Here is a 17,808-nt window from a genome sequence, read left to right as displayed (position 1 = left end):
AATGAGAGAGAAGTGGAATATACAAAACGCCTCAAAGTAGCTCTTGATCCGAAAGATTGGTTTTACAGTAAAAAAAGTTTACTTCTAACAAAAAAAGAAGATGAATTAATTGGAGAGATCACTAAACAAACTAATCAAAAACAATATCTATCTTATAAAGAAAATAATAATAAATTTAGTATTCCTCCGAAAAATAATTTGATTGATATAAAAAGTGAATATAAATATGAATTTTATTTCAGAGCCCAAATGAGTGAAGGAATCGAACTCATTCCAATGATTGTAGGGTATGCAAATGATAAAAAAATTCAAGTTTATCAGCTCAAAGTGAATGATGTTACATTCTATAAACCGCAAAAAAGTGTAAATAAAATCAGAATAACGGTCCGAGTTGGAGGGGCTGGAGAATTTTGTATTGAAGAGTTCGAAATTAGAGAGAGTTCATCTGTAAGTGATAATACAACTCCAGAATGGATTGCTAAAAGAGAAGTTGAACAAATGAATTTATTACCTTCCAAGAAGATAAGCGAGTTGAAAATGGCGGTTATTTTTGATGAATTTACAAGGGCCTCATTTTCGGAAGAATGCAAATTAATTCAGTTTACTCCCGATAATTGGCTTGAGGTTTTAACAAGAGATACTCCTGATATTCTTATGGTTGAATCAGCTTGGAATGGTAATAATGGATCTTGGTTTAAACGCGTCGGTGATTACGGTGAAGAGCAAAATAAGGCTCTTTTTGACCTTATTAAGTGGTGTAATGCAAAAAATATACCGACTGTCTTTTGGAATAAAGAGGACCCTGTTCACTATAATCGTTTTATTAATACTGCCAAAAAGTTCGATTATATATTTACCACAGATGAAGATATGGTTCCTTTTTATAAAAAGGAAGTTGGACATGAAAATGTTTATTCACTGCCGTTTGCTGCACAGCCGAAAATTCACAATCCAATTAAAATTCAAAGTGAGCGAATAAACAAAGCCTGCTTTGCTGGATCGTATTATCGCTTGCATGAAGAAAGATCTATTGACATGGATCGAATATTAGATATTGCCAAAGATTTCGGATTGGATATTTATGATAGAAATTATGAAAAAACGTCAGCCGGTTTAATGCCCAATCATTGTTTTCCTGAAAAATATAAGGAAAATATTAAGGGCAGCTTAAAATATTATGAAATTGATAAGGCATATAAGGGCTACAAGGTAATGATTAACGTAAACACTGTGAAAAATTCTCCGACCATGTTCTCCCGTAGAGTTTTTGAAGGTTTAGCCTGCGGGACGCCGGTTATCAGCACCTATGCAAAAGGTGTTAATAACCTATTAGGGGATTTGGTGTACATTTCTGAGGATGAACAAGATATCAAGGATGCGTTTCAATTTCTTTTGAATTCTGAGGAGCATTACCGTAAGAAGGCAATGAAAGGTATTCGAGAGGTTTTAAAAAATCATACTTATACCCAACGATTAAATAAAATTGTTGATGAAATAGGATTGAATTTTAGAAGTGAACTACCGCGAGTGACTGTTTTAGGGTTTGCGAATTCTAAGGAAGAATTTCACAATTTGGTTAAAAAGTTTGAGAAGCAGACTTACCAGAACAAAGAACTGTGTATATTAATAGATTTATTTCCAGGGTATCTAAAACTTTTTAATAGCTATAACAACAAAAATGTTAAAACCTTTATAAAATCATACTTCCATAACTATCAAAATATAAAAGAATGGCTTAATACTCCTTACTGTGCATATTTCTCATCAAACGATTATTACGGAGAGAATTATCTCTTAGATTTAATGTTAAGCACAACTTTTACCGATAGTGAAGTTATAGGCAAAAGAAATCATTTTGCTTATATTGATAATAAGCTTGTTGAAAGTCATGCCAACACTGAATATGAATATGTTCATAATTTAGAAATAGCAAGTTCAGTTTTTAAAATGGATATATTCTCAAAAGAAAACTTGAGTGATTTATTATCAAATATCGAAAAAGGCAAGGATTTTTCAGGATACTACAAGCAAGGTAGCAGATTATTTAGTAATGATAAATTTAATTATGTTCAAAACGGCGAATCAATTACGGCTATAGAACAGCTTAAACAAATTGAGATTTGAGGTTTGTCTTAAATGAGGGTGAATAAAAAGAAAATAGTAATCGCAGGTCACGATTTAAAATTTGCTGAAGATATTATTTCTATTTTGGAAAAGAGTGATAAATTTGCCATTAAAACAGATAAATGGAAAGGTCACAATGTTCATGATGAAGCATACAGCCGGGAATGTCTAAATTGGGCAGATATCGTTTTTTGCGAATGGGGTCTTGGAAATGCAGTATGGTATTCAAATCATAAGTTGCCGCACCAAAAATTGATTGTGCGGATGCATGCCCAAGAATTAAAAACAGTTTATCCAAAACAGTTCAGAATAGAGAATATAAATAAAATCATTGCTATCTCTCCCTATATATATGAAGAATTTTATAGAGTATTTAAATTCCCTAGAGAAAAAATGTTGATGATTTATAATTCAATTGATACGAAAGTCATGAATAGACAAAAAAAAGATTCTGACTTTAATCTAGGTTTTATTGGAATGTGCCCAAAGTTAAAGCGGCTTGACCTTGCTATTGATATATTTGAGAAATTATGGGTATCAGATAAAAGATATAAATTATATATCAAGGGGAAACACCCTCAAGAGTATCCATGGCTTTGGAATAATGAAAACGAAAGGGAGTTTTATGAGACCGTATTTAAGAAGATTAGGGAAGCTGAATGGAGAGATTCAGTAATCTTCGATGGCTTTGGAAATGATATTCCCGAATGGCTTCAAAAAATAAATTTTGTTTTGTCAACGAGTGACTCTGAAAGCTTTCATTTAGCTCCTGGCGAGGGAATGGCTTCAGGTGCGTTTCCTGTTATTTTAAATTGGGATGGAAGTAATACAATTTATCCATCGAAGTATATTCACCAAAATGTTGATGACTGTGTCAAAAGGATTCTCGAGATTAATTCAATAAGTGATAAAAATGTCATAAGAGATAAATTAGTCAAATATACAGAAGAATATTTTGATGTTAACAAAATAGCAGCACAGTGGATTAATGTTATAGAAAATCTTTACTAGAAGGAGGTGGTTGAATGTGGTCTTTTTATATAGACCTGAACGGATGACAGAAAGACAGCTTCAGTCATTAGTAAACGCATTGCCCGGAAGCAGGAATAAAGATTCTATAAAAGCAGCAGAGTTAATAGTTAGAAAAAACGCTTTTCAGATACCTCCTTTTGGAATAACAACCTATACAGAAAAGATTGACTGGAAAGGCGATCAATCAAGAAGTTATCTTAGACTCATACATGCCAATAGCTTTTTAGGTTGTCTGATGGATGCTTATATTCTTAAAAATGATGATATTTATTTATATAAAGCATTAGACTTGATTGAAGACTGGATAGAAAATAACAATTATATCGATACAAGAAATACAATGGGATGGCATGATGAAACGACAGCACTACGATTGCAGTATTGGTTGAAATTTTATATTCATGCTAAAAATAAAGTGAATCAAGACAGAATAGAACTATTAAAAAACAAAATGTGGGAAACCGCAGAACTGTTAAGTAGTGATTCTTTTCATTCAACCAATACAAATCATGGTATGTTTCAAGATATTTCACTGTTACAATTTGTTTCATTTTTTATGTATGAAAACAATGAAAAATGCAAAGAGTTCATAGAGGTATCAATTAAGAGACTGAAAGATTATTTTGAATATATTTTTACAGTAGAAGGGGTTCATAAAGAACATTCACCGGCATACCATCTATTGGTTGTTTCTCAACTAAAAAAATTAATTGACTGGATGAAAGAGTTTGATCCCAATTCTTTCGAAAGTTTTTACGCTTTATATCTTAAAGCTGAGAAGTATGCTACACATGTCATTCGCCCAGACGGATTTCTACCTCCTATTTGTGATACTGAACCAAAAAAAGTTTCAGAATCAAGCTATAGTCATCTTTTTGACACCGATGAGTATTTATATTCTGTCACTAAAGGAGAAAAAGGAATACCGCCAGCAGATCACGATGTTGTGTTTAAAGAGGCCGGTTATGCAATATTCAGAGATGATTGGAGCAAAAAAGAAAAGGCAACGTATTGTCTTTTTTCAGCAGCATATCACGTCGATTATCACAAACATAGTGATGATTTAAATTTTTATATTTATTCAAATGGAGAGATCATAACCGAAGCGGGGCCAAATGGTTATAACTATAAAGATCCGTATACTAAATATGCCTTTTCTTCATTCGCTCATAACACTTTATTGGTTAATGGAAAAGGCTTGCCTCGAACTGATGGAAAATATGACGATGTTTATATTGAGAATTATCATATTGGACAAGATGAGAGTGAAGCTACAGGTGTTAATAAACGTTTTGACGGAGTAGTTCATAAAAGAAATGTAAAGTTTAATAGAAAAAATCAAAATATAATTGTTCAGGACACGATATCTTCTGATACTAAAAATGAATACCAACTTTTATGGCATGTAGCTAGAGATATTAAAGTAAAAATAAGAGGTCAAATTGTAGAGTTTTTTAGGGACGATCAAAAAGTAATGGAACTTGAATTAACTACAAAAGCTTCACCAATCATCAATATTAGACATGGTCAAACTGCGCCAACATATAGCGGATGGATTTTTCCAGAGATGGAGAAAAAGCTGCCGTCTACTACTCTGGAAGTAAATTTAACTGGAAGCACTGTTGATTGCCAGACTGAATTTCGTTTTTCCTCTTTTAAGATACCAGTGTTAAATGAATCTTTACAGCTTGAAAAAGACTACTCAAGTACAAGAGATTTAAAGTATTTATTTGAAGAAGCAACTGAAGAACCTTATAAAAATCATTTAGTCATAGTCTTCTCAGCTATGGGAAAAGATTATAACTATATGTTTAATTACAAAAAGACTTTAAGCAGTCTAAAAACAAACAAACTATTTATATTGGACGATTTCGGCATACAAGGTTCATATTATATTGGCAGAGATAGGGACCATTCTATCGAAACATCTGTTATGTCTTTAATAAATTATTTCACCTCCAAATATGATATTTTACAAAAGAACGTAACTGCTGTTGGTTCATCTAAAGGCGGTTTCTCTGCACTTTATTTTGGAATAAAATATCACTTTGGAAACGTAATAGCAGGCGGACCACAATCAAAGCTTGGACAATTCCTTATCCATCAAGCGCCTCATAAACATGTCGCTGAGTATATAGCGAGTGGATTTACTGAGGGTGATTGTTATTATATGGACCAAATACTTTACAACATATTAAATCAACCTGTAGAAAATGGCCCGAATATAAAATTATTAGTCGGGAAAAACGATCATCATTTATCCGATCATGTAATGCCGCTGTATAACACTTTGAAAAATAGAGGATATAAAACTCAGCTGGATATTAAAGAAAATATGGATCATACGGGATTAAAGAGATATTTTCCTCGTTATCTACAGCATCATTTAAAATTAGTATTGGGTATACAATCTGATTACGATATTAATTTAGATACAGAAGATTTTTATATTATGTCTGTTCATACTGAAAGAAGGAACGATAGTATTTTAGTCTCTACAAAGGCTTATGGAGAAGATCTATATTACGCTTTTTATCTTTATAAGGAAGGCGTTTTGGAAGAAAAGATACCTTATAGTCGAAGTAATCAAGCTATTTTTAATATAAAAGAAAAAGCGTCATACAAAGTCAGAGCTTATGTGAAGAATAAAACGGATAAACGTGTTGCTCTTAACAGTGATCCAATTAATATTGATTAGAGAGGGTTTTAAATATGAAAATTTGTACTATTGGATTAGGTTATATAGGTCTTCCCACTTCAATTATGTTTGCTAAACACAACAATGAGGTCGTTGGAGTAGATGTAAAACAAGAAGTTATTGACTCACTTAACGCTGGTTTTATCCATATAGAAGAACCAGGCCTCCAGGAGGCTCTAAATGAGGTAGTAGACAAAAAGTTATTTAGGGCGGCTTTAAAACCCGAGAAAGCTGATACTTTTATTATTTCAGTACCTACCCCAAATTGCGATGATGAGCATAAATCATGTGATTTAACTTATGTTTTAGATGCGGTACAAAATGTTCTTCCTTATTTAGAAAAAGGAAATGTTGTAATAGTTGAGTCTACAATCGCTCCTCGAAGTATGGATGACTTTGTAAAACCAATTGTTGAAAATGCAGGTTTTAAAGTAGGAAAAGATATATTTCTAGCTCACTGTCCGGAACGAGTTTTGCCGGGGGAAATTCTTCATGAACTTATTTTTAACAACCGTATTGTAGGTGGGATTACGAATGCTTGTGCAGAAGCGGGTGCTAACGTATATAAGTCTTTCGTAAAGGGGGAAATAATTAAAACAGATGCTAAAACTGCCGAAATGTCAAAACTAATGGAAAATACATTTCGAGATGTCAACATTGCTTTAGCAAATGAACTTGCAAAAATTTGTAACGAGCTTGACATAAATGCTCTCGAGGTCATCAACATGGCAAATAAACATCCTCGTGTAAATTTACACACACCTGGTCCTGGGGTTGGTGGACATTGTTTAGCTGTAGATCCTTATTTTATTATAGCTAAAGCTCCTCAGAGTGCAAAATTAATTGATATTTCTCGTTCTATTAATACATCAATGCCATATTACATTGTTGAAAATGTAAATAAATTAATGGAGAAAAATAATGGTAAAGTGATTTCTATTTTTGGTTTGACGTATAAAGGAAATGTAGATGATATAAGAGAAAGCCCTGCTATGGAGATTTTAAACATATTAAAACAGCAGAAGAAGTATGAGGTTAGAGCATATGATCCTCATGTCAATCAGGATTTCGTATATAAAAATATTCAAGATGTTGCAGAAAATTCCGATTTGATTTTAATTTTGTCTGACCATGATGAATTTAAGGAACTAGACTGGAGCAGTTTATCTGGAATGTCAACTAAACAGCTTCTGGATACTAAAAATATTGTAAAAACCCGTTCAAGTGAGTTTGATTATATTAATCTTGGAAATTTATACAATGCGATTAAAAAAGAGAATGTATTGGTATAAGGAAACCTGTGATTATCTCACGATAAGAGAAAAGAACTACAATGATTAGTTTTTCAAACAACCAGATTCAGTTTTAAAAAGATTCAGCTTTACAATCCTATTATTTGTCCGATATATTTAAGGAGGTCTTTTTAAAAAAAGTGAATGGAAGGAGGTATAAATTGAAACGGAAAGCATTCATATTTACTTTGGCTTCTTTTTTAATACTCTTAGCTGCATTTCCTAATTTTGCACTGGCTTATACCGACTATTCAACTTATAATTTAGAAACGAAAGAGCAATTTTCAGGAAGTAAAGAGGTACAAACCTCTATTGAAAAATTAAAAAATGATTTTGGCTGGAATGCCACTGCGAAAAAAGGCGCTTCGTATGAAAATTACCAAATTATATCTGGTGGCTTTTCTAGTGAAGCAAGAGTGAAATCTTCTTTAGAGGATCTCAAGAAGAATACAGGGATTTCAGCTTCTTATCAACCAATGGGAAATGCTGTAGATTACCAGAGGATTATCACGAGCGCCTTTACCGGAGAAGCCAGAATAAAAAACGTTTTAGAGATGTATGAACAAAAAACCGGTCAGAAAGCGAGTTATGAACCGACGGGAACAGCGAAAAGCTACCAGCGTATTGTAACGAGCGCCTTTACCGGAGAAGCCAGAATAAAAAACGTTTTAGAGATGTATGAACAAGAAACCGGCCAGAAAGCGAGTTATGAACCGACGGGAACAGCGAAAAGCTACCAGCGTATTGTAACAAGCGCCTTTACCGGGGAAGCCAGAATAAAAAACGTTTTAGAGATGTATGAACAAGAAACCGGCCAGAAAGCGAGTTATGAACCGACGGGAACAGCGAAAAGCTACCAACGTATTGTAACAAGCGCCTTTACCGGAGAAACACGGGTAAAAAACATTCTAGAGATGTATGAACAAGAAACCGGCCAGAAAGCGAGTTATGAACCGGCGGGAACAGCAAAAAGCTACCAACGTATTGTAACGAGCGCCTTTACCGGGGAAGCACGGGTAAAAAACGTTTTAAAAGATTTCCAAGAAAAAACTGGATTGGAAGCTAGCTATGAATTAGTTGGAGAAAAAGAAGATTCGAAATATAGAATTGTAACCCAACCGATATTAGATGAATCAAAACTCAATACTGGATTGAAGTATTTCCATGATAACAACTGGGGGGCAACAGCCCAAAAAACCGGTGAAACAGGGTATGAAAAATATAGGATTGTAACAAATCCAACATTAGATGCTTCAGAGATTAAAGCAGGCTTAAAATTCTTTACGGATCACAACTGGGGGGCAACAGCTCAAAAAACCGGTGAAACAGGGTATGAAAAATATAGGATTGTAACAAATCCAACACTGGATGCTTCAGAGATTAAAGCAGGTTTGAAATTCTTTACGGATCATGGTTGGGGGGCAACAGCCCAAAAAACCGGTGAAACAGGGTATGAAAAATATAGGATTGTAACAAATCCAACATTAGATGCTTCAGAAATTAAATCAGGCTTAAAATTCTTTACGGATCACAACTGGGGGGCAACAGCTCAAAAAACCGGTGAAACAGGGTATGAAAAATATAGGATTGTAACAAATCCAACACTGGATGCTTCAGAGATTAAAGCAGGTTTGAAATTCTTTACGGATCATGGTTGGGGAGCAACAGCCCAAAAAACCGGTGAAACAGGATATAACAGGTATCAAATTGTTACAGCATCTAATTTATCAATCAATGAATATAAAAAAGCCCGAGATTTCTTTATAGAAAAAGAATGGTCATTTACTTATAAAAAAACAAATGATTACTATTATAAAATTATAATAGGAGAATTTACGGGTTATGATAATGCCTCCTCTTCAGCTTCGAAAATAAAAAGCAAATATGGATGGGATGTTAGCATTAACAAAGTTTTAAACGGCCCACAAATCATGTATACGGATTACGGCCTCACCCTTGCAGAAATGCTGAAAAAGCAAATGAGCGTCAACCCGCAGACAGACTCTCCGGGCTATGTATCGCTTACATATATCAATACCGCAAACAGTACTGTAACGGCAGACTACCTAAATGTGAGATCTTCTCCGAAAGTGGCAAACAACAACATTGTGGGGCTGCTTCAAAAAGGCGACAAAGTCAGCATGACCGGCACTGATGGAAATTGGGCGAAAATCAACATGGGCTGGAGAAATGCAAGTGAAGATGAGACCGGATATTATATTAATCCGAACAACTTTTCAATGGACAGCAAATATTACTTCCAGTTTTTGAAACTGTCTCAATATGCGGGTCTGTCGGCAAGTGAAATCAATAGCAAGATTTTAAAAGGCAAGGGAATTCTTGAAGGAAAAGGAGCAGCGTTTGTTGAGGCATCCAAAAAATACAACATTAATGAATTGTATTTGATTTCTCACGCTCTTTTGGAAACCGGAAATGGAACTTCTCAATTAGCCAAAGGCGTCAAATATAACGGAAAAACAGTTTATAATATGTATGGATATGGTGCATATGATTCTTGTCCGCTGGAATGCGGTTCCAAAACAGCCTATGAGCAGGGATGGGACACTCCTGAAAAAGCGATTATCGGCGGAGCTGAATTAATTGGCAAAAACTATATTCATAGAAGCGGTTTTCAGCAAGATACGCTGTTCAAAATGAGATGGGCTCCAACGGCCAGTCATCAATATGCAACAGATATCGGCTGGGCTTATAAACAGGTGAGCCGGATGTACAGCTTGTACACACTGCTGGATAATTACACGTTGTATTATGACATTCCTAAGTATAAATAGAAAAAAAAGATCAGATGCAAAAATGCGTCTGGTCTCTTTTTTTGAAAACTAAAAAGCCATCGTGATGTTTCACCATCACAATGGCTTAAGCCTTACTTTTCATTTCTTATCATTAATGTGTGTTCCTCGTTATCCACTACAAAAAGCTGCTTGTCGGTTCTGAAAAAGAATCGTTTATGGTCTTTGTCAAACGTAACTTTATCATCAGATAGAGATATTGAAGCCGGTTCAACAACTCGAAGGTCATGAAAGGCGATGGCTGCAGCTTTATGCTTTTCCATCACATAGTCGATGTTTTCATAATCGAGGCGAAGGCCTGTTCTTCCGTCATCGTATTTTACTTCTTTAACCCCTTGCAAGGTCTGTTGTAAGGTCTGCTCATTCGCCCCTAAAAAGGAAAGGAAGTATTGATAAGAAGAATTTGCTTTCTCTGAAAAGTAAGGTGAAAAAGCATTTGCAGCCAATGAAACATTTTCCTGGTCTTTAGCCAAGGATATGCTGTCTGTTCTCACAAAATAGTTCTTACCGTTAAAATGAATCTGTGCAACTTTAGAATTTTGAGATACAAGCGTAACTTCAGTTCCAAATGGCAAAGAAACCGTCTTTTTCTGTTTTAATCCTTGATCGCTGTACGTTGAAAGCTGTATTGATTTGACATATGCCGGTTGATTCACCTGTGTTAAACTTTCTGATTTTGACTCAGCTTGGTGTTCTTCCGATTTTTTAGTTTCATGTCCTGGAATCATTCCAAAGGAAGCGATCGTTCGCAAAGGCGTGCTCACAAACATCGTTGTGGCTATCGCTACCAGTAAAATTGAAAGAAGAGCGACTTGAACCGTATTGGCGATCGTTTGCGGTTTTTTATTATGCTGTAAATAACGGCTTGTTCGTTCTTCTGCCCGTTCTTTTTTACGCTCCTCAATCTGCTCCTGTTGATACTTTTTCTTTTCTTTTTTAGACAGCTTATTGAACCAGTCAATAAATTCTTTATATTCTTTAACAACCTTTTTGGTTTCATCAAACATACGCATTTCGCCGTAATGCATCCAGGCAACACGGTCACATATTTTTTCAATTTGACCAATCGAGTGACTGACAAAGAAAATGGTTTTTCCACTCTTTTTAAATTCATCGATTCGGTTTACGCATTTTTGATAGAAGGTCTTGTCACCGACCGACAGTGCTTCATCAATAATTAAAATATCCGGATCAATATGGGCTGATATGGCAAAGCCAAGACGCGATTTCATCCCGCTTGAGTAGCTTTTGACCGGCTGATTGATGAAATCTCCTATATCGGCAAACTCGACGATCTGATTATAAAGTTCATCAATCTCCTTATTGGTCAGCCCCATCATCAAACATTTAAGCCGTATGTTGTCCTTCCCGCTCAACTGGTTGTTCAATCCAGCCGAAATCGCGATCAGGGAAGGCTGTCCATTCATTTCGATTTCCCCGGTTGTCGGAGGAATCACTTTTGCCAGCAGATTCGACATTGTCGATTTGCCGGAACCGTTGATCCCAACAAATCCGATGGTCTCTCCTTCATATACATCAAAGGATACATTGCGTACGGCAAAGAAACCCTTATCATTTCTATTCGGTAAGAACAGACCTTTGATCTTATCAGACTGTTTCTCATATAGATGATACTGTTTTGAAACATTTCGAAACGAAACTTTTAGTTTCATCGTATAATCTCCTTACTATATTAAAGAAAGTCAACAAACTTGTCCCTGAATTTCATATGGAGGATTGAACCCACTGTCAATAACAGCAATGTGAAGACCCAGAAATACAAGGTATATTTAACATCCTCAAAAAACCAATGGCCGTTTAAAAAGCTGTTTCTAAAGCCATCTATTATATAAAAAAGCGGATTTAATTTAAGAATCGCCAATACATGCGGTCTGTTGGCCAGTGCGTGTGCTACATCCCAAAAGATCGGCATCATGAAAAACAGAAGTCTTGTCCCGGCCTGAAGCAAAAATTGATAATCTCTCACCAAAACACTGATCGTCGAATTAAACAGACTGAATGAGAACATAAACGCAATCATACAGAACAGATAATAAAAATATTGCAGCCAATGCAGCGTCGGAAAATGTCCGCTCCCTATAAGTATTAAAACATAGATCAACGTCATTCCAAAGTAGCTGAATAAATTGGAAGCAATCACGACAGCTGGCAGTGAGCTGACCGGAAAATTCATTTTGGATACTAAATTGATTCTTCTAAAAACACTACTTGATCCATCAAGAATTGTCGGGCTGATAAAGAACCAAGGAATGATACCGGCAAGCATCCAGATGATAAACGGATAGTGATCGATATCTGGCCTGGTGCCCTTAATGCCAGTTCCAAACACAAACCAATAGGCTAAAATCTGTATTAACGGATTTAGAAACTGCCAAACGACCCCCAAATAATTCATTTGATACTTTGACTTTGTTTCATAAACCGCAAGCCGCATAATGAGCGGAAGCGAAGAAAATACTTCTTTCAGAACTTTTACCATAGCATTCATTCTAATCTTCCTTAGAGTTAAAGTTTTTAGGTCTTTATTTTCAGAACATTATTTAAAGCACCGCACTATATTGTATCAGATTTTGCTATACTTTTCACTTTTAATCCGATTTGTACATATTAACAAAGCTTCTTTTGTTTGACCGCTCAAGTAAACCTATTCAAAAATACAAATCAACTCTCATACGATATAGCAAAAAGCCAATGCAACCAATCAAAAGGTATGCATTGGCTTTTCATTCTAGGATCATTCAAAAACCGTTTTCACAACTTTTTCAGACGATTTTCCAGTCTCTAAGTAGCAGAATTTCCCATAGAAAGGCTCGAATATATCCGGGAGACGGTAATCCGATGCTTCGGTTCCCCAAATTTTTTCGATGACTTCATCCGTCGTTTTGACGAGCGGACCTGGCGCTTCTCTTTCAAAGTCAAAATAGAAGCCGCGCAGCTTATCGCGATATGTTTCAATATCGGGAACAAAGAATATCATCGGGCGCTTCAAATTCGCGAAATCAAAGAAAACAGAAGAGTAGTCTGTGATCAGCAAGTTGGACACCATATAAAGCTCGCGGATATCTTCATATGAGGAAAAGTCGTATGCAAACCCTTGGAATGGCTCAAGATCAAAATTTTCCGCCACCAAATAGTGCATTCTTAAAATGACCACGTAGTCATCTCCGATTTCCTCTCTCAGCTTGGCCAAATCCAAATCAAGGTCAAACTTGTATTTTCCTTTTTTATAAAACTGATCATCACGCCAAGTCGGCGCATAAATAATCACTTTTTTATCGGCCGGCAGCTGCATTTTCTCTTTTAACGCGCGAATCGTTTCGGCATTGTTATCCGTATGGAGAAAATCGTTTCTTGGATATCCGGATTCAATCATTGTTTTATTAAATTGGAATGCGCGGGCAAAGATTTCGGTTGAATAAGCGTTTGGTGAAATCAGATAATCCCACTTCGAAGCTTCCATTGTAAAGTTCTTTTTGTACTTTTCCGTATTCGTGCCCGGCATATGCACTTCTTCCATGTCGACGGCAAGCCGTTTCAACGGCGTACCGTGCCAGGTTTGTAGATATGTGGTGTGTCCGGGCTTAGGAATCCATAAAGGCAGGCGGCTGTTGACAACCCAATATTCAGCTCTTGCCATGGCAAACAGCCACTTCAGGGTAAACCTTTTAATATAAGGAATGCCTTTTTCCTCAAAGATATCCGTGTATTCTGGATTTACGCTCCAATACAGCTTATACTCCGGATTGTTCTCCTTCATATATTCATAAATCGCCCGCGGATTACAGCTGTACTGCTTTCCGGCGAAGCTTTCAAAGATGACGGTCTTCTTTTTGACAGGCAGTTTTCCGGCCAGTCCGAAGGTGAAATAATAAGCTTTTTTCACACCCCTGTCGATCTTCTTCATTAGTTTATTTTTACTCCTGCGGAAAAACGAAACGGCTCGGTTTTTGTTCCCAACTACAAAATAAACAGCTCTTGTTTTAAATGTATAATCATTCATTCTTAAGCGCATGTTTCTTTTTTTCTTTTGCGGGTAGACGTGAAAACGCGCAGGGCCCTTTTCAGTTTCAAGAATCGTAAACTGGTTTGGTTGCAGATTCGCTTTCTTTTTCAGTATCAGTGCTTTGCTTCGTTTGACGACTTCCTCGCCTGTTTCAGGGTCCTCGCCGGTAAATTCGATATGAAACTGGAACATAGCCGGCATGACATTTTCTTCGTAAAGCTTTTTGAGATCAATTTGCGTTTTAAAGCCGGCTGTTTCGTTGTCTTCTAGAGGAAATTCGAAAACTCTTTTCTCCACGGCTTCCTTGATCTCTTTTAAAACAAGCCGCCTATTATTAACAGAAGCTTCTCCATTCTCATTCAGCAAAAACGCATATCCTTTAAGGGAGAGTTCTCCTTCTGGGCTTAGCTTGGCGTCACTAACTTCAGCGACTGCTTTTTTTTGCAGAACTTTTAAAGAGAAATTCCCTTTTTTTGTTGTATAGGGAAGGAAGTACACACGTTTTTGTTCATCCCATTTCCAAGAAAGTTCAATTGGCTGAAATTTTGTCTTCATTCTTCTCTTCAGAAGATCATCCGCTGTATTCTGAGATGTGACGTAGAAGTCAAGACAGCCTTTGTCATTGACGTGTTTTGAAAGATCATCTAAATGAAGTGCAGCACGGTATCTGTCTTTTTCAGGCTCATCTATTATTTCACACGGAACTGACAGCTCTTCTTTTGTTTTACGATTTACTGCCAGGAGGCTGATTGCTTCCGCGGGAATTGAATGTTGTAAAGAGAAATCGAGGTGAAGCTGCCAACCCTCAATTTTTAGATTCATTAAATCACATGTTATTGGAACTTCCTTAACCATAAAATAAGTCTACTCCTCTTTTTTATTCAAAATATTAAATGAAGAAGTCTTCTGATTATTATACACAAGATGAATGATTTAATCATCTTGTACTGTACAGCCGGCAGCGAAATCGCTTCATGAAGAAACTTCTGTCTCTTTGCTCAACGTCCATGAATAATTGCCCTTTACTGTTGTGTAAGGCACTGCTTTATATTCTTCCGCTGAAAAAGGAGAGGCCATCTCAGCTTGATCAACGGATAGCCGTTTTAATACTTTAATATGATCTCGATTGCTGATTTCCAAATAAAAATCTAAAGTCTTCGTTTTATTTGCTCTTATTTTTTCAACCTGAATCCCTTTATCGAAATCGATATTAAACTGCGTTACAGCAGGTTCTGAACCAGATTCGCCGGGAGTTGCGGAAACAACGGCCGCTTTGTTTTTTCTATCAAGCCCTAATAGCCTCAATCGATAGCTTTCATCGACCGGCATTGGGTTGTGCAGTTCGATCGTCAACTCCGATTCACTGGTTTGAAGCTCCCTTATCGTAAACGGAAGTTTGCTAGAGAATGTCTTCGCTAAACTTTGTCTTTCATCTCTGATCTCTATCATTTTTTGAAGTGCTACGGACCAGTTTTTGATATAATGATTTGTCGAGTACTTCTCTGCCATTTCAAATGCGCGTTTGGAGAATTCTTCATGAATCTTTTCGTTTTTCATGAGCAAAATAATTTTTTCGGCAAGCTGTTCAATATTATATTGTTCGACGACAAATCCGTTTTGATTGTCTTTCACAAGGCTCCTGGCACCGTAATCATAGTCGTAAGTAACCACTGGGCAGCCATTGCTGAGAGCTTCCATATTCGAAAGGCCGAAACCTTCAAAGTGAGAAGTCGAAATGGTGAGCCAAGCCTTTTGAAATTCGGCATCAGGATTTTGAGTATAGCCTTTTAGAAAGACATTTTTTTGCAAGCTGCATTTTTCAATTTCAGCTTTGATCAAATTTTCGTCTTCGCCGGATCCGAAAATTTCCAATTGTGCATCGGGGATCTCATCTACTACAAGCTTGAAAGCTTTAACGGCGTGAGTAAGATTTTTCATTGCTGCCAATCTGGATATAATGACAGCCTTGTTCTTTTTGCTTGGCACGTTTAACACTTCTTTATCCAGCGGTTTGGCTATTGTGTGCGGAGTAAAGAAGAAAGTTTCCTGTTTTTCGGTAATTAGTTCGAAATCTTCCATTTGTTCTTCGGTTATGAAGAACACGGCATCTAAATTCGGCATTTGGCTGAACACTTCTTTATAACGGCCTTTGATCTGATATTTGTTGTCACCGTAGTGTTTATTATGAATGATTGCAGCATAATAAGATGCCGGAGCTTTTTTGACCCTGAAAATATGTTTGTCCTGAGGTCTGCTGTCAACAAGGAACAGCTTTGGCTGATCCGATTCGGCCTGAAGGGCCTCAATCCAATGTCTTCTTAAATCTGATTCGTCTGAGAATTGAAGCACTCCGTTTTCTGAATACCAGTTCATATGAATGAATTGAATGTCATTCTTTTCTGAATTAAATTCATAGTGCATCTCCAAGTAAATCATATTATCTTCATTGACAAATTCCTGACGGGACAAGCGGCCTGTTTTTGTATCGAAATAAGCCACCAGGCATAGTGTTTCGTCTTTGCGGTATTCTTCTCTTTTGTAGCACTTTTTTTCACTGTTAAAGAAATCGACAAAGCGGACGGATTGTCCATCTTCATAAAATGTGATATTAAGGTTGTTTATTCTTCTGCTGAAAATTTTGCCGAATTTCTGAAGGAATTGATTTCTCCGAATTTGTTTTTTTATTTCCTGTAAACTAATTCTTTCCGAATATAAACGTCCATTGGCATTTTTACTAAGAAAATCATGATACATATTTAAAATTCGAGTAAATTCCCGGTCAACTTTTTTATTTTCATACAATTGATTTTTTTTAGCTGAAAATTCCTTATCAAAGCGGAATGTTAAGAAGACCGTAGGTATGTGACATTCTTCGCCGAATAATTTGGACCGAAGCAGCAGCGATTTTGTCAATCCTCCGTAATTATCAGGCAGGCTTCCTGAAATAAAATAATATGTCATATCGGGAATAAGCATTTCCTTATCATTCAACTGGTTAAATGGTTTCTCGCCCAAATTTTTTTCTCCCTTTCACTATGAGCTGGCATTCATCTATTTTCCACATTAACTTCTAGACAAATTCAATTAAGCATCAAAAAGTACTTCTTAAAATCTGTAAGAAGTACTTTTTGAAAAATTATATAACTTGTAATGGAGAAATGCCAGAACTTATAGGTTAGCGATTTCTTCTTTAATCTTTGTGGTGGAAATTCCTTCGGTTCTTGGCAGGTAGACGACTTCGCAATGTTCTTTTAGGAAGTCGAATTTTCCTTCCCAGTCATCCCCCATAACAAAAACATCAATATCATGGTCGATTACATCCTGTACTTTTTGATCCCAGTTCTTTTCAGGAATTACTTCATCAACGTAGCGGATGGTTTCCAAGATTAATTTACGATGCTCATAGCTGTGATAAGCTTTTTTCTGTTTTTGCAGGTTGAACTCATCAGTAGAGATCGCTACGACAAGATAGTCGCCCAGCTGTTTGGCGCGTTCCAATAATTTGATATGACCCCAATGCAATAAATCAAACGTTCCGTATGTGATGACTTTCTTCATGTTAAACGGACTCTCCTTCCTAATCTATAACGTACTGAAACCACTATAATTAACTTTCACATGTATTTAAGATCCAAAAAACGCGTGTGTTTTTCACTAAAAAAAGACAATTTTTCCGCATGTCTTCACTGATCACTTATTATAGCACATCGTCTATCAAACGTTAAGGGTTGTTAATCGCAAATGAAATTCCAAATTTTATTTAAAAATTATCTGCGAAATGTCGCTTTTTCTGAAGACCGTGTAAAAAATCTTAAATAGATGTAAAGT

Annotated in this window: 10 protein-coding genes; 5 read left to right on the top strand and 5 right to left on the bottom strand. The window is 36.1% G+C overall.

Translation table 11 applies throughout. The features are described from left to right. The 5 genes from BTA30_RS10310 to BTA30_RS10290 all read left to right on the top strand — a co-directional run. The coding region (locus tag BTA30_RS10310) for a CgeB family protein (RefSeq protein WP_204515369.1) at positions 1-2,124 on the top strand (2,124 nt) is incomplete at its 5' end. 12 nt (positions 2,125-2,136) lie between these two features. Further along, positions 2,137-3,135, top strand: a complete 999-nt coding sequence (locus BTA30_RS10305) for a glycosyltransferase family 4 protein (RefSeq protein ID WP_239693566.1) — start codon at positions 2,137-2,139, stop codon at positions 3,133-3,135. A 16-nt stretch (positions 3,136-3,151) separates the two neighbouring features. Beyond that, on the top strand, positions 3,152-5,854 hold the full coding sequence (locus BTA30_RS10300; RefSeq protein ID WP_239693565.1) for a heparinase II/III domain-containing protein: 2,703 nt from the start codon (positions 3,152-3,154) through the stop codon (positions 5,852-5,854). A gap of 14 nt (positions 5,855-5,868) precedes the next feature. Further along, positions 5,869-7,146 (top strand): nucleotide sugar dehydrogenase, encoded by a 1,278-nt coding sequence (locus tag BTA30_RS10295; RefSeq protein WP_076761160.1) that lies wholly within the window; start codon positions 5,869-5,871, stop codon positions 7,144-7,146. A 161-nt stretch (positions 7,147-7,307) separates the two neighbouring features. Beyond that, positions 7,308-9,938, top strand: a complete 2,631-nt coding sequence (locus BTA30_RS10290) for an N-acetylglucosaminidase (RefSeq protein WP_076761159.1) — start codon at positions 7,308-7,310, stop codon at positions 9,936-9,938. Between the two features lie 92 nt (positions 9,939-10,030). Here BTA30_RS10290 and BTA30_RS10285 read toward each other — a convergent pair whose 3' ends face one another. From BTA30_RS10285 to tagD, 5 genes are all read right to left on the bottom strand, one after another. Next, positions 10,031-11,629: an ATP-binding cassette domain-containing protein gene (locus BTA30_RS10285; protein ID WP_076761158.1), complete on the bottom strand. Its 1,599-nt coding sequence runs from the start codon at positions 11,627-11,629 to the stop codon at positions 10,031-10,033. 20 nt (positions 11,630-11,649) lie between these two features. Then, positions 11,650-12,465 carry an ABC transporter permease gene (locus tag BTA30_RS10280; protein WP_076761157.1) on the bottom strand — a complete coding sequence of 272 codons (816 nt, stop codon included), beginning with the start codon at positions 12,463-12,465 and terminating at the stop codon, positions 11,650-11,652. A gap of 246 nt (positions 12,466-12,711) precedes the next feature. After that, the gene (locus BTA30_RS10275; RefSeq protein ID WP_076761156.1) at positions 12,712-14,835 is read right to left on the bottom strand and encodes a CDP-glycerol glycerophosphotransferase family protein; all 2,124 of its coding nucleotides are present in this window, start codon (positions 14,833-14,835) and stop codon (positions 12,712-12,714) included. Positions 14,836-14,952: 117 nt separating this feature from the next. After that, the gene (locus BTA30_RS10270; protein WP_076761168.1) at positions 14,953-16,956 is read right to left on the bottom strand and encodes an alpha-glucosyltransferase N-terminal domain-containing protein; all 2,004 of its coding nucleotides are present in this window, start codon (positions 16,954-16,956) and stop codon (positions 14,953-14,955) included. A gap of 192 nt (positions 16,957-17,148) precedes the next feature. After that, positions 17,149-17,538: a glycerol-3-phosphate cytidylyltransferase gene (tagD, locus tag BTA30_RS10265; protein WP_076761155.1), complete on the bottom strand. Its 390-nt coding sequence runs from the start codon at positions 17,536-17,538 to the stop codon at positions 17,149-17,151. Between the last annotated feature and the right edge of the window lie 270 nt (positions 17,539-17,808).

It is taken from the genome of Bacillus swezeyi (assembly GCF_001969815.1).
GTDB lineage: Bacteria > Bacillota > Bacilli > Bacillales > Bacillaceae > Bacillus > Bacillus swezeyi.
The sequence above is the reverse complement of the archived record's forward strand: the minus strand, read 5'-3'. Positions and strand labels throughout refer to the sequence as shown.